This is a genomic window from Alkalihalobacillus sp. TS-13, from assembly GCF_019720915.1.
Lineage (GTDB): Bacteria > Bacillota > Bacilli > Bacillales > Fictibacillaceae > Pseudalkalibacillus.
Map to the genome: position 1 here is coordinate 1,048,206 of NZ_JAHKSI010000001.1, position 20,078 is coordinate 1,068,283.

19 protein-coding genes are annotated in these 20,078 nt (G+C 43.3%); 17 read left to right on the forward strand and 2 right to left on the reverse strand.

Annotated features, from left to right (window positions below; translation table 11 throughout):
• Positions 1–26 precede the first annotated feature (26 nt).
• Both KOL94_RS05150 and KOL94_RS05155 read left to right on the forward strand, forming a co-directional pair.
• Positions 27–515, forward strand: coding sequence for a metallophosphoesterase family protein (locus tag KOL94_RS05150; RefSeq protein WP_221564702.1), 489 nt, complete (start codon positions 27–29; stop codon positions 513–515).
• A 24-nt stretch (positions 516–539) separates the two neighbouring features.
• Positions 540–1,085 (forward strand): GNAT family N-acetyltransferase, encoded by a 546-nt coding sequence (locus KOL94_RS05155; protein ID WP_221564704.1) that lies wholly within the window; start codon positions 540–542, stop codon positions 1,083–1,085.
• A gap of 428 nt (positions 1,086–1,513) precedes the next feature.
• Here KOL94_RS05155 and KOL94_RS05160 read toward each other — a convergent pair whose 3' ends face one another.
• A complete protein-coding gene (locus KOL94_RS05160) occupies positions 1,514–3,112 on the reverse strand; it encodes a Na+/H+ antiporter (RefSeq protein WP_221564706.1) in 1,599 nt (532 codons plus the stop codon).
• Positions 3,113–3,390: 278 nt separating this feature from the next.
• Here KOL94_RS05160 and KOL94_RS05165 point away from each other — a divergent pair, with 278 nt between their 5' ends.
• From KOL94_RS05165 to KOL94_RS05185, 6 genes are all read left to right on the forward strand, one after another.
• Positions 3,391–6,996, forward strand: coding sequence for a dynamin family protein (locus tag KOL94_RS05165; RefSeq protein WP_221564708.1), 3,606 nt, complete (start codon positions 3,391–3,393; stop codon positions 6,994–6,996).
• Entirely contained in the window at positions 6,993–7,178 is a 186-nt protein-coding gene (locus KOL94_RS25145; protein WP_260412204.1) for a hypothetical protein, read from the forward strand. Before KOL94_RS05165 ends, KOL94_RS25145 begins: the two co-directional genes overlap by 4 nt.
• A gap of 11 nt (positions 7,179–7,189) precedes the next feature.
• Positions 7,190–7,450 carry a DUF2533 family protein gene (locus KOL94_RS05170; protein ID WP_221564710.1) on the forward strand — a complete coding sequence of 87 codons (261 nt, stop codon included), beginning with the start codon at positions 7,190–7,192 and terminating at the stop codon, positions 7,448–7,450.
• A gap of 282 nt (positions 7,451–7,732) precedes the next feature.
• Positions 7,733–8,065 (forward strand): thioredoxin family protein, encoded by a 333-nt coding sequence (locus KOL94_RS05175; RefSeq protein WP_221564713.1) that lies wholly within the window; start codon positions 7,733–7,735, stop codon positions 8,063–8,065.
• A 20-nt stretch (positions 8,066–8,085) separates the two neighbouring features.
• Positions 8,086–8,622, forward strand: coding sequence for a DJ-1/PfpI family protein (locus KOL94_RS05180; protein ID WP_221564715.1), 537 nt, complete (start codon positions 8,086–8,088; stop codon positions 8,620–8,622).
• Positions 8,623–8,709: 87 nt separating this feature from the next.
• Entirely contained in the window at positions 8,710–9,153 is a 444-nt protein-coding gene (locus KOL94_RS05185; protein ID WP_311775166.1) for a CBO0543 family protein, read from the forward strand.
• 52 nt (positions 9,154–9,205) lie between these two features.
• Here the strand turns inward: KOL94_RS05185 and KOL94_RS05190 are convergent, their stop codons facing one another.
• Positions 9,206–10,366, reverse strand: coding sequence for an aminotransferase A (locus KOL94_RS05190; RefSeq protein ID WP_221564719.1), 1,161 nt, complete (start codon positions 10,364–10,366; stop codon positions 9,206–9,208).
• Between the two features lie 153 nt (positions 10,367–10,519).
• Here KOL94_RS05190 and KOL94_RS05195 point away from each other — a divergent pair, with 153 nt between their 5' ends.
• The 9 genes from KOL94_RS05195 (at position 10,520) to KOL94_RS05235 (ending at position 20,072) form a co-directional block, all read left to right on the forward strand.
• A complete protein-coding gene (locus KOL94_RS05195; protein WP_221564721.1) occupies positions 10,520–11,347 on the forward strand; it encodes a sulfurtransferase in 828 nt (275 codons plus the stop codon).
• A gap of 484 nt (positions 11,348–11,831) precedes the next feature.
• On the forward strand, positions 11,832–12,437 hold the full coding sequence (locus KOL94_RS05200) for a trimeric intracellular cation channel family protein (protein WP_221564723.1): 606 nt from the start codon (positions 11,832–11,834) through the stop codon (positions 12,435–12,437).
• A gap of 334 nt (positions 12,438–12,771) precedes the next feature.
• Entirely contained in the window at positions 12,772–13,632 is an 861-nt protein-coding gene (ablB, locus tag KOL94_RS05205; protein ID WP_260412205.1) for a putative beta-lysine N-acetyltransferase, read from the forward strand.
• 66 nt (positions 13,633–13,698) lie between these two features.
• Entirely contained in the window at positions 13,699–15,120 is a 1,422-nt protein-coding gene (locus tag KOL94_RS05210) for a sigma 54-interacting transcriptional regulator (RefSeq protein WP_221564724.1), read from the forward strand.
• A 317-nt stretch (positions 15,121–15,437) separates the two neighbouring features.
• Entirely contained in the window at positions 15,438–16,829 is a 1,392-nt protein-coding gene (kamA, locus tag KOL94_RS05215) for a lysine 2,3-aminomutase (RefSeq protein ID WP_221564725.1), read from the forward strand.
• Between the two features lie 11 nt (positions 16,830–16,840).
• Positions 16,841–17,113 (forward strand): YokU family protein, encoded by a 273-nt coding sequence (locus tag KOL94_RS05220; RefSeq protein WP_221564726.1) that lies wholly within the window; start codon positions 16,841–16,843, stop codon positions 17,111–17,113.
• A gap of 236 nt (positions 17,114–17,349) precedes the next feature.
• Complete coding sequence (locus tag KOL94_RS05225; protein WP_221564727.1) at positions 17,350–18,720, forward strand: aspartate aminotransferase family protein; 1,371 nt, start codon at positions 17,350–17,352, stop codon at positions 18,718–18,720.
• Positions 18,721–18,732: 12 nt separating this feature from the next.
• Entirely contained in the window at positions 18,733–19,467 is a 735-nt protein-coding gene (locus KOL94_RS05230) for a CoA transferase subunit A (protein ID WP_221564728.1), read from the forward strand.
• Positions 19,410–20,072 (forward strand): 3-oxoacid CoA-transferase subunit B, encoded by a 663-nt coding sequence (locus tag KOL94_RS05235; protein WP_221564729.1) that lies wholly within the window; start codon positions 19,410–19,412, stop codon positions 20,070–20,072. Before KOL94_RS05230 ends, KOL94_RS05235 begins: the two co-directional genes overlap by 58 nt.
• Positions 20,073–20,078 lie beyond the last annotated feature (6 nt).

Here is a 20,078-nt window from a genome sequence, read left to right on the forward strand (position 1 = left end):
CAATTAAGACAGGAAGTGATTGTTCGATGAAAATCCTCCTGATCAGTGATACACATTTAAAAACTTCTGGGAAAAGCTTCCCAGAAGTTTTTCATTCTGAATTGGTGAAAGCTGATTTCATTATTCATGCCGGAGATTTTATTCATGAAAGCATTTATGAAGAGTTGTTGGAGTATGCTCCGCTCAAAGCGGTATATGGTAATGTAGATTCCGAAAGTCTATGTAAGCGACTCCCGGATAAGGATATCTTTACGATCGGTGAAGTCAAGATCGGGCTTACCCATGGTCATCTCGGGATAGGCAAAAGTACTCCGGAACGCGCCTTAAGGACTTTTGAAAGGGAAAAACCAGACATTATCATATTCGGGCACTCCCACATCCCTCATCAAGAGATGGTGGATGGGGTGCTCCTCTATAATCCTGGGTCAGTGACAGCCAAACGGTTCCAGAAACAATATTCTTATGGATGGCTTACGATTAATGAGACATACAAGATTGAGACACACTACTTTTAACGAATTAAGTAGGAGGAAATCGGTGTGTCACTCAAACATGAACCCCATATTTACAGCTTTCAAGCTAAAAATGGCGCAGAAGTCGTCATCAGACCAGCATTGAAACAAGATGCCGAACAAATCATCAAAGCTGCGGAATCGATTGTGCAAAGCCGTGAATATATACAGAAGGAGAAAACCCACACTCTATCAGAAGAAACAGCTTTTATAGAAAAAGTTGAGAATGAAGGACATTTGTACGCGGTAGTTGAAGTGGATGGAACCATTTATGGTATTGCTCGTGTACTGCGGGGAGATCTAAAGATGAAGCGGCATTGCGGGGTTTTCAGAACGTGGATTTCAGAAGATGTGCAAGGGAATGGGATCGGGAAGAAAATCATGAAGTATACACTTGATTGGTGTGAAAAAGAAGGTCTTCATAAGCTGTGGCTTACGGTCTTTTCGAGCAACCCGGTCGCACATCAACTATATGAACGTTACGGATTTGTCATTGAGGGAACACAAAAGAATCAGATTTGCATAAACGGTGAATATGAAGATGAAATCTATATGGCATATTTTTTTAAATAGGTTTTTATTTTTCTACGAAATTCACTCCCTTTTTGCGGGCAAACGTAAAGTGGAAGCGACCCGATTAGTCACGTAGGTCACTGGAAAGCTGACGAGGAGGCTCGAACCAAACAAAGACTTGGTTCTGCGTGATCTCACACATAAGGGGGTCAATCAATGTGTCGACCGCCGCAGGAAGTTTGTAGTGATCCAAGTGACTGGTCGCTGAGCTAGACATTACTTCCATGCATAAACCCACTTCCGCGAGCATTTCCCGCAGGAGTGTCGCAAATTTCGGTATAAATCAACAAAGTCCTTTAACAAAGCCTTTTAGTAATGTGATTTTGGCAAGGGTGTGCTATCAGTTCATCCATTTATAAAATTCTTTTTCATAACGAAACCACATCCAGCAGATGCAGGTGCATCATTTGGGATGTGGTCTTTTGTGTTTATTTTTCTTCATTTTCTTCACGGTGCAATGCGACACGTTCACCCATTTCTTCGCGTTCCAGCAGGTCACGGACGAAGCGTTTTTCCTCCTGAGTGACTTCATCAGAAATGATATGACGATTTTCCAGGATTTCGAGTGCTTCATGTTCAGCATATAAGGCTTCACGGATTGCTCGGGCTGTAGATTCCTGCCGCAGCTCAGGTTCACGTTCATAAAGCTTTTCAAGATCTTCATTCAATTCTTTCAACTGATCTTCATACTGGTTTGAAAGACGAGCGAAAACGATCGGTGATAATGTTCCTTCTTCAGCCATCATCTCCAATCGTTTACGACCGGAATGATAACGGTAAATCCTGCTCTGAATCCGATCATACTCTAACTGTTCAATTTTAATCGTTTTTTCACCTAACAATCCGACAAGCGGTTTAATTGTCAATCCTTGAACGACGAGGGAGAAGAAGACGACCCCGAAAGCGAGCATCAAGATTTCTTCACGGTATGGAAAATCGATCGGCAGACTGAGGGCAAGTGCTAACGACAGCGATCCCTTCAATCCGCCCCAATTGAAAATATGCTTCCAACGTTTTGGTAAAGAACGGACAAAGCTGACTGTTGAATAAACAGCGATGCTCCTAGCAATCAACACGATGCCGACCGCGATCAACACCTGCAGCCAATTGACTGTGTCAATGATCCTCGTGATTTCTAGACCAACAAGTAAAAATACGAGTGAGTTCGCTACCAGTGAAGCAACATCCCAGAACGTGCGGATGCTCAAGCTGGTTGTAGGGCTCATTCCCACTCGCTTTCCGAAGTTTCCGTAGATGATTCCACCGAGGACAACGGCGATCACACCGGAAACATGAAATGCTTCTGCGACGAAAAATGATCCATAGAACAATAGCATCGAAAAAATGATTTCCAGCGGATAGTCATCATAGAGAGAACCGAGTCGGGAGAAGAAATACCCGAACGCCCCACCAACGAGAAGTCCTCCGATCACAACTTTGAAAAATTCGCCGAGTGCAAGCGTTATGCCAGCAGCCCCTGCGTCGAGAATCATGTCATATTGATAGGCCGCGATCGTGAACAAGACGACTGCAAGGCCATCATTGACGAGGCTTTCTCCTTCCATGACGGTCGATAATCGGTGGTTCACACCCATCGACTTGAAAATAGACAGGACACTGATTGGATCTGTCGGCGCCATCAGCGCAGCAAAAACGAGCGCCGCCTGAATCGATAAGCCTAGGAAGAATGCCGTCATCCAGCCTGCTGTCACAAAAGTGATAAATGTGCCGGCAACTGCGAGAACGAGGATCGGCATTTTATTTTCGCGTAAATGTGCAAAAGGTAGATTCAATGTAGCTTCCCCAAGTAATGTCGGGAGAAAGATCGAAATGATCGCGAATCTGAAAATCTCATCCTCAGCAAAAAAATGCTTCAATTCCTCGAGTCCTTCATAAGGTAAAACCCCTATGAACGCCCCGATTATGACGAGTGCGATAGGATATGGCTGCTTAAGTTTTTTCGCAATCGCGGTGATTCCTGCCGCAATCGCCAATAATAATAGAATAAGTTCAAATTGTGTTTCCATAAGTACTCCTCTCTGTAACGTTTTGTTAAATTTTCATGTTGATATTTATATAAAATTCCCGACACTCCTGCGGGAAAAGCGAGCCAAGCGAGACACCAGAATTAAGGACCTTCAATAAAAATTCCAGTCATATGATATGAGCGTGTCTTATGTAGTATTCCATCGACCTCATCATCTATTATATCGAAAAGAGGAACACAAACCTTAAGAAACGCACAGATGTTACAAAATGTGATAAAGTAGAGATAAAACAACTTGAATCAGGTGTAAACATGACTATGAATAAACAAAATGGAAATAGCCATTGGGTCGATCGTTTTTACCGGCTCAATACGTATCTTGAACATAATGAAGCAGAGCCTTCTCTTATACATAAGGTGAAGGAGCTAACGTATAAATCATCACAAAACGAATTGACCATCGCTTTTTGCGGGCATTTCTCAGCCGGTAAATCAAGCATGATCAATCGATTGATGGGGGAAGACCTCCTTCCTTCTTCCCCGATACCAACCAGTGCGAATATCGTCGCAATCAAGGATGGAGAGCCTCATGTCCTCTTAACGGATCAACAGGGGAAAAAGGTATCCTATCCTGGCGAACTCGATATCGCTCAGGTCAAGAAAGCATCGAAAAACGGCGAGGACGTCAAGACGATTGAAATTTTCAAGCATCATCCTTTTTTAGAGGATGAAACTGTCGTAATGGACACTCCGGGGATTGATTCTGTTGATGATGCTCACAGAGTATCGACAGAATCCATGCTGCACCTGGCGGATATCATCATGTATGTGATGGATTACAATCATGTGCAATCAGAACTCAACTTTAATTTTACAAAAGAGATGCAGGAATTAGGCAAAGAAGTCTACCTCGTCATCAATCAGATTGATAAACATAGTGAAGAGGAACTTTCCTTCGATGACTATCGTGAACAGACGATTAACGCATTCAAACAGTGGGGCGTACACGCAAGCGGCACTTATTTTACGACGCTTAAAAAAGAGCAACATGCACACAACCAGTTGGAAGAGTTGCAAGATGAATTGAAGGAAATCAAATCGAACAAGCGGAAATTCATCCACCAAACGTTGGATGATATGTCAGCTAAATTGACTGAGGATTATTTGGAGAAGACATATCCTGATCTCTCTGAAGAAGATTCAGCTCTTGAAAGTCTTCAAGAAGAAATGACCTCTTTGACAGAAAGAAAAGGACTGCTTGAAGCGAAAGAGGAGCAGGTAGAGAAAGATTTTACCGTTCAATTGAAAAAGCTTATCGATAATGCAAGGATTGCCCCTTATGAAGTCCGAGAGCTTGGGCGTGAGGTTTTGGAAGCGATGAAAGAAGATTTCAAGACAGGCTTTTTGTTCGCTCGGAAAAAGACAGAAGAAGAACGTACTGCACGTATAGATCGGTATGTCGTAGCGGTCAATGAAAAAGTCACTGCTGAATTGGAGTGGCATATAAAAGAAACACTCCAAAAACAAATCAAACTCTTGAACGTGCATGATCCTGTTTTGGAAAACGAAATATATGAAATTGAACATCGATTTACTGCCGATGACGTCGATCGACTGCAGCAAAGAGGTGCCACGTTCAATGAAGCCTATGTGCTCCAATACAATCGTGATGTTGAAGATGACTTGAAAAAACGATACAGACGAACAGCGATCCAAATTTTCCAAGCGATAAAATCAGCGTATGCAAACGAACACATCAAGACCGAGATGAAAGAGATTGAGGCAAAGCTAGCTGAATTGACTGAACAACATACACTAGCGGAAAAAGCATATGAACGTCAGCAAGCCTTTATGCAGGAGCGTGAGGAATTGAACGAAATGCTCCACTCAGATGAACACGTACCTGAAGCTGCGCTCTGGTCTGAACAAGTGAAGCAGTCTTTCAACGTTCAAGGGGATATAGGCACCTGGACGAAGGTCGAAGAACATAAGGCCCAGGCTAAAGTACTGGCAGAAGATCGTATTGAAGTGAATTCTGCACAATATTCCAAGTCACAACTGCAAGAAGCGGCAGATCATTTGGACACGACAGTTGAACTGCTTTCCGGTTGGGATTCGCTCCGTGATTTGACAAGCCGGATGATGGATCGTTCTGAAAAAATCAAAAATCAGCAATATACAGTCGCCTTGTTTGGGGCATTCAGCGCAGGTAAATCATCCTTCGCCAATGCGTGGTTGAAGGATCATGTCCTTCCTGTATCACCGAATCCGACAACAGCGACGATCAATAAAATTTTACCGGTGACTGATGAATACCCACATGGCACAGTCAAAATCGAAATGAAATCGTCTGAGGTTCTGGTTGAAGAGCTGAAGCATTCCTTGCATCGTTTTGACGAAAGTTGTGAATCGATGGAGGAGGCGCTGGAAGCGATCAAAAGAATTTCCACTGAAAAGCCTGATCCTCATTATAATTTTTTGAAGGCAGTAGAAAAGGGTTATGCGGTGATGAATGCGTATCTCGGCACAGATCAGCTCATCGCTCATGAAAATTTTGCCTCGTTCGTTGCTCAAGAGGAAAAGGCTAGTTTTACAGAGTCCGTGGAGCTTTACTATGATTGTGAACTGACGCGTCAGGGGATTACGCTCGTAGATACGCCAGGAGCTGATTCGATCAATGCCCGGCACACATCGGTAGCTTTCGATTACATCAAAAATGCCGATGCGATTGTATTTGTAACCTATTACAACCATGCTTTTTCAAAGGCAGACCGTGATTTCCTCATCCAATTGGGAAGGGTGAAAGACACGTTCTCTATGGATAAGATGTATTTTGTCATTAACGCCGCTGATTTGGCGAAAGACGAGGATGAACGTGAATCAGTCGTCGATTATGTGACTGAACAACTCGTCGAATACGGAATTCGGTTTCCGCGCATGTACGCGTTATCCAGTAAACAAGCATTGCTGGAGCGTAAAGAACACGGAGAAGGTGAACAATCGAATTTTGCCTACTTTGAAAACGAATTCCAAACAGCAACGATCAAGGAACGGGATGAAGTATCCGTCAATCAAGCGAATGAACTGATGAATGCAGGTTTGAACCGTCTGATCGAATGGATTGAGCATGCCCAATCTGATGAAGAGCATCAAAAACGGGAAAAGAAGCGGCTGGAAAGTGAGAAAACAGAAACCGTCGATTATATCAAAACGTATTCACTTTCTCCTTTTAAAAAATCAGTGGTCCAAGAGACGAAAGAACTGTTGCACTACGTCGTTCAACGATTGATGCTGACGTTCAATGACGAATACAAGGTTGCTTTCAATCCGTCAATTCTAACAAAAGACATGAAGCCAAACCAGCTGAAAAAATGTCTTGATGAATTGTTGGAATCGATGCTGTTCCAGCTCTCTCAAGAACTGAGAGCAACAACATTGCGTATTGAAAAACATTTTAACCAACAACGCGATCGTTTCCATGAAATGATCGAGAACCATGTATCCGAACAGAGCTCATGCCAGCTGCTGAAGTCAGAGGGATTGCTGATCGATACGCCGTCGATTGAACCCGAATGGCCAAGTAAAACGTATGCAGAGCTGGAACCCTCATTGAAAAAGTTCAAAAATCCAAAGCAATTTTTTGAAGGGAACGGAAGAGAAGTCCTACGCCACGATCTCTCTGAACAAGTCCAGCCGTTGTTGCAATCGATCGTCCAAACCTACACGGATCAATTCACTGCATTTTATACTGAAGGTCTTGAAAAAGAAATGGATATCATGAAGCAGCAATTCATCGAAGAAATCGAACAATATTATGCTGGTATCCTTGAAGCGTTCGCCTCAAAGGAACAGCTTGATGAGTTGATCGAAACAAGACAAAAGCTAGAGGCCAATATGAACCAAGGAATTGAGGCAAAACATTGAAGAATAGCCGGTTCCATTGCTGCGCCACTTGTACCCATTTTAAGGTCAAAAAAGGCGATGACGGGGTCCGATACTTCTGCAGCAGGCTAGGATATGAGACGAAACCTGATTACCGCTTCAACTGTTGGACACCAAAAGAAAACGTCCAAAAATTGATTGAAAAAGAAAAAAAGAAACAGTAGGAGGAATCACATTGTCAGTCCACCAAGATATATCGAAGCATAGTAACGATCAACACGAAAGAGTACGCCTCTTTTCCGAGCTTGATCAAAAGCGTGAACAATTGATCGAAAAAGCACTTGGGAAATGTAAAGAGGAAAAACCATTTGAACAAGAATTGAACGAAATCAACAAAGTGACAGATGAAATCAATGATATTGCACGAAAAGGCATCGTCCCGCAACGGAAGAACGTAACGAAAGAGATGGTCGAGGAGTATTGCAAGCGAAACTGAATTTTTAGCAATACTGTTATCTGGACAAAACCCTGATTTATCTGGACAAAAATCCGAACTATCGAGACAAAATCACGAATGATCTGGACAAATTTTTGATTTATCTGGACAAACTGCAAAATAGTAGGACAACCACATATCAAGGTTATATGAAAATGGCTTTCCGACATCAGAAAGGATGTTCAGGAAAGCCATTTTCTATAAAGGCGTGTAAAGGAAAATCGCAATCTATAAAGAAGTAAGGATAAATGACATTCGAAGGTAAAAAGGAGCGTCTTTTTAATGAAAGAGATGAAAAATCTTCACTCAATAGAAGAGGTGGATAATTTTATAGAAGTGAACCGATTAAGCTTCATCTACATTTCTCGTACGAACTGCAGCGTCTGTCATGCATTGCTTCCTAAAGTGAAAGAAATGATGACCCAGTATCCCGAAATCAGACTGGCCCACGTAAATGTTGATGATGTTGAGGAAATTGCTGGCCATCTATCAATCTTCACTGTGCCTGTCCTCCTTTTAAATGCAGAAGGGAAAGAGATGATCCGGGAAGCAAGATTCGTACAGATGGACCAATTGAATGATAAAATAAGCAGAATCTATGAATTCAATACATAGGTCTGGGGAGGGATGAAGTCATGTACACTGGCATAATGCTTTATCCGAGGTTCAGTGAATATGAAGTATCCGTACTATTATCGATTTTAAAACAAGGTGAGAAATCGATCATTCACATCGGGTTGGATAAACAGGTGGTGAAAGGGGAAGCAGGGCTAAGTTGTGTCCCAGATGTTCGAATCGATGAGGTGGATGTCAGTGCACTCGACAGTATCGCCCTCCCTGGGGTCGATGATTTCAGACACCTTGTCGAACACCCTGAACTTATCACTTTCCTTAGAAAGTTACAAAATAAGAAAATCTGGCTCGGTGCCATATCAAGTGCACCTTATTTGTTATCAATGAGCGGTTTGCTCGATGGGAAAAAATATACGACTGGATTGACTGAAGAACAGCGTTGTTTCCTTGGTACGTTCAGCAAAGCGGATTTCATTGAAGAGCCAGTAGTCGTTGATGACAATCTGATCACCGCAAGAGGTTCTCATTTTATAGAGTTTGCGATTGAATTTGGAAAAGCACTAGGATTGGATTTCGATGAAAGCTGGTATAAGAATTAGATAGCGTTGTGAGGTTATTATATCTGCTAGTAGCATAATATGAGGTTTTAAACTCAATCCTGTAATAAGGAGTGAATTAAGTTGTGGATGAATACGATATTCGGTTTGATCATACCCTGGATTACTGGAATCTACCTGATCAAAAAAGATTTGAAGATTTTACTGTTAATGGCACCATTCGCTTCGGTCGTCGCTTTTACTTTTGACGTCCTCGGGTTTCACTTGAAGTTCTGGAGGATCAGTCCAGAGCGAGAGATTGAGACAATTGTGGCACTTCCGATGTATTTTGGTGTCTATCCGATATTAGCAGCTTATTTGTTTTTCTTCATCAAACGTTCCGATCTCAACCGATGGATCTGGATCTTTGCCGTCACCCTGATTACGACGATTATCGAGTTCATAGGCGTTTTAATAGGCATGGTCCATTACTTCAATGGCTGGAACATTTGTTGGACATTCGTTTCTTATCTATTGGCTTATCTCGTTTGCTATTGGTATTTCCTTATCTTAAAAAAACATGTGGATGTATAAAAGAGAGGGTGACCTATATTGGGTCACCCGTTATCTGTTTAAATCAACCTATTCATGATTTAAGTTTGCTAACAAACCGCTCCAATCGATCGAGTCCGTCTTTCAGCTGATCTTTATGGTAAGCATAGGAAATCCGGATGTAGTTGTCACCGTAATCTGAGAAGGCAACGCCTGGTACGACCGCAAGCTTTTCCTCTTCCAACAATTTTGCAGCAAAATCCCAGGACTTCATGCCGAATTGCTTGATAGAAGGGAACAAATAGAACGCCCCGGTTGGTTCATATGTTTCCAGTCCGATTTTTAACAGTCGCTCATAGCAATAGTCCAAACGTTCCTTGTAAATTTCACGCATCGGACCAGCATCATCTTTTCCTTCCGTCAATGCTTCCACAGCAGCAGCCTGGGTGATTGATGAAACACAGGTGACGTTGTATTGATGGACCTTCAGAATATGCTTTGTTATCGCAGCGTCCCCGAGTATATACCCGATTCGCCAACCAGTCATCGAATGGGACTTGGACAAACCGTTGATGACGATCGTTTTTTCTTTCATTCCGTCAAATCCAGCGATGGATTGGTGTGATTCACCATACGTCAATTCGCTATAAATCTCATCAGATAGGACGAATATATTTTTTTCTTTTAAAAGTTCTGCAATCTCTTCGATTTCATCTCTTGTCAACGAGACACCTGTTGGATTAGAAGGATAAGGGAGAACTACGCATTTCGTCCGTTCTGTCAGATGCTCTTCGATCAAGGATGCCGTCAACTTGAATCCTGTATCCCTAGTATCCACATGGACCGGTTTCGCCCCGCATAAATGGATGACAGGCTCGTAACCAGGATATACAGGCCCTGGCAGGATGACCTCATCTCCCTCGACAAGCATCGTCCTGAGTGAGATATCAATCGCTTCACTTGCACCGCTTGTGGCAATCACTTCATCTTCAGCACGATAATCCAGCGAATATTTTTCTTTGACGAATTGAGAGATAGCGGTTCTCAAATCCATCGAACCAGCATTATGCGTATAGGTCGTTTTATTCTCATCGATCGCAGTTTTGCCTGCTTCCTTCACATGTTCAGGTGTCGGGAAATCAGGCAGTCCGAGAGTCAGGGAAATCGCTTCTGGGAACTCTGAAACACGGTTGAAAAACTGGCGGATCCCTGAAATCTGTATATCTTTGACTCTAGGATTTATTAATTGCTCCATTATGGGTTCCACTCCTTATCGGAATCACTTCATGTAACTATTTGAAGTTTAGCGTTTTAGCGGGGCAGCGTCAACGGAAGCTGTCAATCATTTGTGTTTTTTAAATAGACTTCGGTACAATGATAGAAAACCCTAATAAAGTAGGTGTATTGCATGAAAAATATCGTTTCGGCGGACTGGTTTCGTTCCAGACTGGATGATCCAAATGTCGTACCAGTCGATTGTCGTTTCTATCTACAGGAAAAAGAACGGGGAATGGAAGAGTACCAGGATGCTCATATACCAGGAGCAAGTTATGCCGATCTTGAAAAGAATCTTTCCGGGCAAGTTCAAGGTCATGGCGGCCGTCATCCATTACCGAACCTTGATGACTTTCTCCAATTCCTTGGGGCGATCGGCATTGATAACTCGAAAACGGTTGTCGCGTATGATGCTCAGAATACAGCAATGGCTGCGAGATTATGGTGGATGCTCAAGTATCTCGATCATGAGGAAGTGTATGTCCTTGATGGCGGGATCCAGGAATGGGAGAAGAAAGGATATCCACTCACCGAAAAATTACCGGATGTAGAGAAGACAACCTATAGGCCGAATATAAAAGAGGACATGATTGCAGATCTAGCAGAAGTCAAGCTCGCATCACAACTCGATGATACGATTCTTGTCGATGCACGGGACAATGATCGTTTTGCAGGAAAATCGGAACCGATCGATCCGAAAGCAGGGCATATCCCGACAGCTCAAAATAAATTTTTTGCAGATAATCTGGAACAAGGCAAGTGGAAATCAAAAGAGCAATTGAAAGACCGTTTCCAAGACCAACTGCATAAACCGATCATCAACTATTGCGGATCAGGGGTCACAGCATGTGTGAACGTACTTGCTCTTGATGAAATCGAAAAGAAAAGCAAGCTCTATGTAGGCAGCTGGAGCGATTGGAGCTCCTACGATGAGAATCCAGTTGAAACAGAAAAAATGTAGAAAGCATGTGTTAAAATTTCACGTACCGTACTAATAAGAGATTTTTAGAAATCGTTTTTATTTATTTAAGAGAAATTTTCGTAACAACTGGATAAAAATCCATGTAATGAAAAACTGTAACAAGTGGAAACACATTTTAGCGGACATCAGAGCCGTTATTTGTGAACAAAACCTACGTTTCAGAATTTTAACGGACATGAGAGCGCTTATTTGTGTACAAAGGGGATGAATTCCTCTATTCATCACGAAATAAGATCTCTGGTGTCCGTTATTTTTCTAAATCATATAAGTTGGGGGCAAATAACGTCTCCTGTGTCCGTTACACAATTTCCGAAACGTGGATATCGGTAGGGAGAGTTAGTTCCTCAAATTTAACAGGTTAATCATTGCCAATACCAAGAAAACATTGTACACTCTATTTTGGTTTAATAATATATGGGAATAATAGAAATAATAGATTCAGTGTAAAAAGGGGAGAGTGCAATTGACATGGGACGTTCTCAATGTAATTGGCACATTGGCATTCGCGATCAGTGGCGCGATTGTCGCAATGGAAGAAGATTATGATTTACTAGGTGTAATGATCCTCGGTCTGGCAACAGCTTTTGGAGGCGGGATCATCCGAAATATATTGATAGAAGTTCCGATGACGACGCTTTGGCAGCAAGATATACTCATCAAAGTCACGGTCCTTCTTATTTTCATCGTGTTCATTATCCCAGATACGTGGATTCATTTTACAAGAGCATGGTTGAACTTTTTTGATGCGATCGGGCTGGCGACATTTGCAGTACAAGGGGCAATGTACGCATCAGTTGCAGGCCATTCCATAGCCGCCGTCATCATGGCTGCGGTCATGACTGGAACAGGCGGAGGTATTGTCCGTGACCTTCTTGCAGGGAGGAAACCGACTGTCTTGCGCTACGATATTTACGCAGCTTGGGCCATCATTGCTGGAGTATTCATCGGACTTGAAATAACAAATGACCCTTGGGAACTGTATTTATTGAGTGCGGTCCTCATCTTCTTGCGGATGTGTTCCGCCAAATACCGCTGGAAGCTCCCGCACCGATATTTGCATACATTTTAGCTTGAGAAGATCACAGCCTCCTATGAGAAACTGTGATTTTTTTTGTTAATTAAAAGAGGTTATTTTACGGTTGATCTTCTTTGCTTTATCTTTAAGTGAAATTTACGAAACTCCGGCGGGAAAAGCGAGCCAGGCAAGCTACGAGCCTAACCGGGTCTCTCCCGCTTTTCGTCTGCCCGCGGAAAGGGAGTAAATGTCGCTGAAATAAATACTACTACATGGTTTGGGTTAACCAACTTTACTTTCCCCATCCTATTGAAGGAATAAACCATATACATATGGAATTTAACAACTATAATAGTAATCACTACTTCTTGAAAGGGGTTTTGGCAGGATGAGAGAGGTCAACGTCATGAAAGAGGATCGGGTAGTAAGCTCCAATGATTATACAATGAATGTTAGTTTGGATTTTTTTAATGAGCGATTGAAAGTGGAAGATTATCGCGGGAATGTCACCTCGGTACAAAAACAAGTTATGCGCCTATTGGATGAACATCCGTTTACGAAGGTGATTCTCAAATCGAGACAAGAAGATTGGAAGACTTTCCTAGAACTGGGGTATCAATTTGAAGCCCTTTATACCGGTTACTTTAATGGAAGTGATGCTTATTCGATGGCTCTGTTTACGGAAAACAGCCGCAGGACGAGTGACTATTGGATCTTTGAGGACGAAACCCTGCAACAGGTAAAAGAAATCAAATGTACGCTTGATATTCCAAGTGTTTCCGACTATACGATCAGAAAAGCAGAAGAACAAGATGCAAAAGATCTTTCGAACCTCTATCAAACCGTTTTCGAGATCTACCCGACACCAATGAACGATCCAGATTACATTGCGAAGTTGATGAAGCATGATTCGATTTTTTATGTTGCGGAATCGGAAGGGAAAATCGTAAGTGCTGCATCTGCAGATATTAATCGGAATTATCACAATGCAGAATTGACTGATTGTGCTACCCTCCCTGAGCACCGGAAGAAAGGACTGATGAAGATTCTTATCGCAAAGCTTGAAAATGAATTGAAAGAACAGAAAATCTTTTGTTCATACTCGATCGCAAGGGCTCTATCCTTCGGGATGAATGCGGTATTTCATCAGCGGAAATATGCATACAAGGGTCGTTTTACGAAGAACTGCAACATCTTTAATAAATTAGAAGACATGAACTTATGGATATGTGATCTATCACGCAGATAAAAGGTGCGCCGAAAATCTGGCACTTAAATGATGAATTTTTGGCATCTTGTTTTAGGGGGTAATCCTATGCTTCTGGATGTAACCAATACAAAAGAAATGCTGCAAGCGATCTTAAGCTCTATTGATGAAGGCATCCATGTCATCAACAGCGAAGGAATCACTGTTTTTTATAACGAGATCGCCTCTTCACACGATGGTGTAGCGGTTGAAGATGTATTAGGGCAACATCTCTTAGACGTATTTCCGTCCTTTTCTAAAGAAACAAGTACATTATTGAAAGTCCTTGAAACCGGCGAGCCGATTTTCAATCAGCATCAACGGTATCCGAATGTGAAAGGTCAGTTGATCATTACAGTGAACACAACGTTACCGATCAAAGTCGATGGACAAATCGTCGGTGCTGTAGAGATTGCCAAGGATTTCACCAAAATCCAACAGTTATCCTGGAAACTCCTTGATCTGGAGGCACGGGTCAAAGGGAACACCGGGGATGATAAACCTAAGGAATACGAAAACGGTACAAACTTTAAAATGACAGACATTCTGACGCAGGATGAAGCCTTTATGAAGGTGAAAAAGATGGCGCTCCTCGCTGCGGATTCGTCGTCCCCTGTGCTCGTGTATGGCGAGACAGGTACGGGAAAAGAGCTGTTGGTCCAATCGGTCCATAATGCCTCCGATCGGTGCAACCGTTCGTTTATTGCACAAAACTGTGCTGCAATTCCTTCTTCACTTCTCGAAAGTATTCTCTTCGGAACCGCAAAGGGTAGCTATACTGGTGCAGTCGATCGCCCTGGACTATTTGAATTAGCGGATGGGGGGACATTATTTTTAGATGAACTGAACTCGATGCCGCTTGAAACGCAGGCTAAACTGCTGCGCGTCTTACAGAACGGAAAGATCCGCAGAGTGGGCAGTACTTCTGAAAAAAGTGTGAATGTACGTGTCATCGTGGCGATGAATGAAGATCCGAAAATTTGTATTGAAAAAGAAACACTTCGCAAGGATTTATATTATCGGTTGAATGTCATTTTCTTAAAGATACCGCCATTACGAGCAAGACGAGGTGATATCCCATTACTGACTGACCATTTCATCCAGCGGTATAATTTCAAGTTCGGAAAACTCGTTACAAGAGTTTCATCTGAAGTGAAACAACTTTTTCAAGAATATGACTGGCCAGGTAATGTACGTGAACTAGAGCATGCGATTGAGTCTGCACTGAATTTGATCACAGAGGATACCTTGACTCTCGAACACATCCCAATCCATTTAATTGAAGCATCAGATGGTCGCGGTGAAAATGAAATGAAGCGGATTCCTTCACTTCGGGAAGCGATTTCTGACACCGAAGAAATGTGGATTAAAAGGGCAATGACGGAGACTGATGGAAATATCCAACAAGCGGCGAAACTTTTGAAAATACCGCGCCAGACACTACAATACAAGCTTTCAAAACTTCAGGAAAAAAGCACTGCCGAAAATTAGGCGGTGTTTTTGTACTTAAAGAAAGCATAAAAATCTTTCTTCAGTATAAGCGTAACTAAGGCTCAGCCTGCACAAAGGCTTGGCTTTGCCAAAGTTTTCTTTATGGCTCAGAAGCCCTCGTAAAGAGGAACTTTCGCCTGAATCAACCCACTAAAAAAGTTTTCTGGTGACCTATGTTAATTCGGAAAAAATAGTCATTCACCCCTTATAGCCACTTGTTCATATGATACAATGACCCATTAATATTCAGAATAATAAAAATTGGCACAAAACTTGCATTATAGATAGATGAGTAGATTTTAACTGGGGGGAATGACATGAAAGAGTTCGTTTACAAACCAGATCGTCATTGGAAGGATATTGAACTATGGAAAGACGTCACTGACGAACAATGGAATGATTGGCTATGGCAACTGACCAACACGATCCGTAATGTTGATCAACTGAAGAAAGTGGTGAATCTGACACCTGAGGAAGAAGAAGGGGTACGTATATCAACCAGGACCATCCCGTTGAACATTACACCTTATTATGCTTCACTCATGAATCCGGATGATCCACGCTGTCCGGTCCGGATGCAGTCGGTACCAATCTCAGCTGAAATCAATAAAACAAAATACGATCTTGAGGATCCGTTACATGAAGATGAAGATTCACCTGTACCTGGTTTAACGCATCGCTATCCAGACCGTGTGCTGTTCCTGGTGACGAACCAGTGCTCGATGTATTGCCGTTATTGCACAAGACGCCGTTTTTCCGGTCAGATCGGGATGGGTGTTCCGAAAAAGCAATTGGATGCGGCGATCAATTATATTGCAAATACGCCTGAAGTACGAGACGTCCTCATCTCGGGTGGAGACGGTCTGTTGATTAACGATAATATCCTTGAATACGTGTTGAAAAATTTACGTGAGATCCCACATGTGGAAATCATACGTATCGGTACACGAGCACCTGTCGTTTTCCCGCAGCGTATTACGGAGAACCTTTGCAATATCTTGAAGAAATACCATCCGGTGTGGCTGAATACACATTTTAATACATCAATAGAAATCACTGAAGACTCGAAGCGTGCCTGCGAGATGCTGGCAGACGCTGGAGTACCGGTTGGAAACCAGGCCGTCATTTTGGCAGGGATCAATGACAGTCCTTACATCATGAAAAAGTTGATGCATGATCTCGTTAAGATACGCGTCCGCCCTTATTACATCTATCAGTGTGACCTGTCGGAAGGGATCGGACATTTCCGAGCTCCTGTTTCGAAAGGCCTCGAAATCATCGAGTCATTACGGGGACACACATCCGGTTACGCTGTCCCGACGTTCGTTGTCGATGCACCAGGTGGCGGCGGAAAGATTTCAGTTCAGCCGAATTATATCATCTCGCAAAGTGCGGATAAGGTCGTCCTTCGTAACTTTGAAGGTGTGATCACGACTTATCCGGAGCCTGAAAATTACGTTCCCGGCCGAGCAGAATCCTATTTCGACGAGGTTTATCAAATAGCAGAAAAACCAACGACAGTCGGGATCGCCAGTCTGATGCGGGATGAGGCATTCAACTTAGTGCCAGAAGGTTTGCAGCGATTGAACCGTCGTAAAAATTATGAAACAGATCCAGAACACTCTTCCTTGAAAGATCGTCGCTCGAAGCGCGATGAAATGGTCGAACGGAAGTGGCAAGCCGAACAACAGAAGACAGCTGGCGAGTAAGGAGGTATTCGATGCATTGTATGTGGTGTGAATCAAAGCAAGCAGAAGAAGCGATCAAAACGGGTTATTGGGAACTTCCCGATGGCTCGCGAGCGATAGAAATAAAAGAAATCCCATCTGTATCCTGCCCGAATTGCGGTATGGAATATCAAGAGGAGAGCCTTATCGAGGAAATTGAAGATCAGATGATGTTAATCGATACGAAACCATTGCCGAATTCAGTCACATTTAAAGAACTTATGGCTGTCCCGCGTTTTTTAAAGAAGAATTACTTTAAGATGTAGTAACAGCGGATGCATTTTTGATCAAAAGAATGATTGAGTAACCATAAATCTAAAAATTTGGATGTAAGTCTAAAAATTTCAAAATAAGTCCTAAAAAACTGGCCCTAAGTCTAAAATATCGCAAATAAGTCTAAAACCACATAAAAAGAAAATTGTAGTGAACATCATGAAGCGGAGGAAGCGGCCATCACATGATCGGCTGCTTCTTTCGACATAGAAAAGAGGTGTTAATAGCCATGGCCAAAGAATCACATCTGATAAAACCATTACTTGGAGCATCTTATCCGGAAGTTGCATACGGCAAAGGAATCTATTTATATGATACGGAAGGGAACCGATATTTGGACGGCGCATCTGGTGCAGTCACAGCCAATATTGGGCATGGTGTTGTCGAAATCATTGAAGCGTTGAAGGAACAGGCCGAGAAGATTTCATTCGTCTATCGATCCCAATTCACCAACCGGCCAGCTGAAGAGCTTGCCGATAAACTCGCGCAAATGGCACCTGGTGATCTCGAGTACACGTTTTTTGTGAACAGCGGATCGGAAGCAACAGAAACCGCATTGAAAATTGCGGTCCAGTACTGGCAGGAAAAAGGACGGAAAGAAAAGGATCGCGTCATTTCCAGGTGGACCAGTTACCACGGAATAACGCTCGGTGCTCTCTCGATGTCCGGGCATGTTATGCGACGGAACCGTTTTGCGTCTCTGCTCGCAGATTACCCTGTCGTTTCGCCGCCATATTGTTATCAATGTCCCTTTTACGATACGTTCCCGACTTGTGGTATGAAGTGTGCGAACGAACTGGAGACCGCCATCCAACGTATCGGTCCGGATAAAGTCGCTGCTTTCATCTTCGAACCGATCATCGGAGCTGCGGGTGGATCGATTGTGCCGCCAGAACCCTATTTCGATCGAGTAAAAGAAATATGCGATCAATATGAGGTCCTTTTGATCGCCGATGAAGTCATGACCGGCTTCGGACGGACAGGGAAGAATTTTGCGATGGAGCATTGGGGTGTCGAACCAGATATCATGGCACTCGGAAAAGGATTGAGCGGAGGCTACACGCCGATTGGTGCAACGATGGTGTCCAAACACATCATCAAGACGATCGAAAGCGGCTCAAGAGTGATCATGAGCGGGCACACACTCAGTGGCAATCCACAATCTGCAGCGGTTGCTCTTGCTTTACTCGATTATATTGAACGCCATCAGATTACTGAGCATGTCGCAGAACTTGAACCTTACATGGAAAAAGAATTGCTCCAGCTTGCACATCGCTATCCGGTCATAGGAGACGTGAGAGGAAAAGGGATGATGTGGGGACTTGAATTCATCAGTAACCCCGACACGAAAGAATGCTTCCCAATCCATACCTTTGTCACGGAACGTGTTATCAAGAAATGCTTTGAAAAAGGTCTGATCGTCTATCCAGCAGTGGGAGGAATCAATGGAACGGCTGGGGATGCCATCATCATTGCCCCGCCGCTCACGATCAGCAAGGAAGAAATGAAATTTTTATTATCGACATTAGAAGAAGCGATCGCTGAAATCAGCCAGGAACTCGACCAGGATGGACTTTTGCAGCATCGCTCAATCAGTTAGGGGGAGGACTGAATGAATCCGAACATTCCTTCGAAAGTTACGAAAATGGAGGATTTGGCTGAACATTTTAAAGATGGCATGACGTTGATGTGCGGCGGATTCGGGGGAGTAGGGGCTCCTCCTAGTCTCGTCAATTTTATTTTGGATTTAGGGATTAAAGATATCGAATTAATATCCAACGATGTCGGCTTTCCTTGGATCGGACCTGGAAAATTAATCACTGAAAAACGAGTACGCCGCATTGTCGTCTCGCACATTGGATCGAATCCTGAAGCTGGAAAGCAGATGCATGACGGCGAGCTCGACGTTCAATTTTACCCGCAGGGAACATTGGCGGAAAAAATCCGTGCAGGCGGAATGGGGCTCGGTGGGATCCTTGTCGATGTCGGACTCGGGACTCTTGTGGAAAAAGGGAAGCAAAAGGTGACGGTGGATGACCGTGAATACATGATTGAACCGTCTTTAACTGCTGATGTTTCGATCGTATTTGCGAAAGAAGCAGACGTCTATGGAAACCTCACCTATGACAAAAGTGCCCGCAATACAAACCCGCATGTCGCGACTGCCGGAAACATTACGATTGTCGAGGCTGAGCGGATCGTGGAGGCAGGAGAGCTTGACCCGGAATGCATCGTGACACCAGGTGCATTCGTTGATTACGTCGTACCAAGTAAAGGGGTGGATTGGCAATGGGTTTGGGAGCTGAAACGCGCAGACGGATCGCCAAACGTGCCGCACAAGAAATAACTGAGGGGATGATCGTGAACCTGGGCATCGGTATCCCGACCCTGGTGGCCGATTATCTAAAACCAGAGCTGGGTGTGATGCTGCATACAGAAAACGGAATCTTAGGAATGGGTCCTTCTCCTGATGAAGGAACGGAAGACGGACATCTCTCCAATGCTGGAGGCTACCCGGTCACCTTGATTCCCGGTGCCTCTTACTTTGATAGTGCAACGGCATTCGGAATCATACGTAAAGGGTATCTCGACATGACGATCCTCGGTGCGCTCGAAGTAAGTGAAGAGGGTGATATCGCAAATTGGATCGTTCCAGGTAAAAGGGTACCTGGAATGGGCGGGGCAATTGATCTTGCCCAAAAAGCAAAAAAAGTGATCGTGCTGATGAATCATACGAATAAGGATGGCGGTTCGAAAATCGTCCACCAGTGCCGTCTGCCTCTTACTGTGCAAAAAGGGGCACACATGATCATCACTGAAATGGCGGTTTTTCAGGTGAATGAAGACGGACTTGAATTGATCGAAATCATGCATCCGTATACACTCGATGAAATTGAAAATGCTACTGAAGCAACGTTTAAAGTTAGCAGGACATTGACGATCAATTCTTGAAAACTA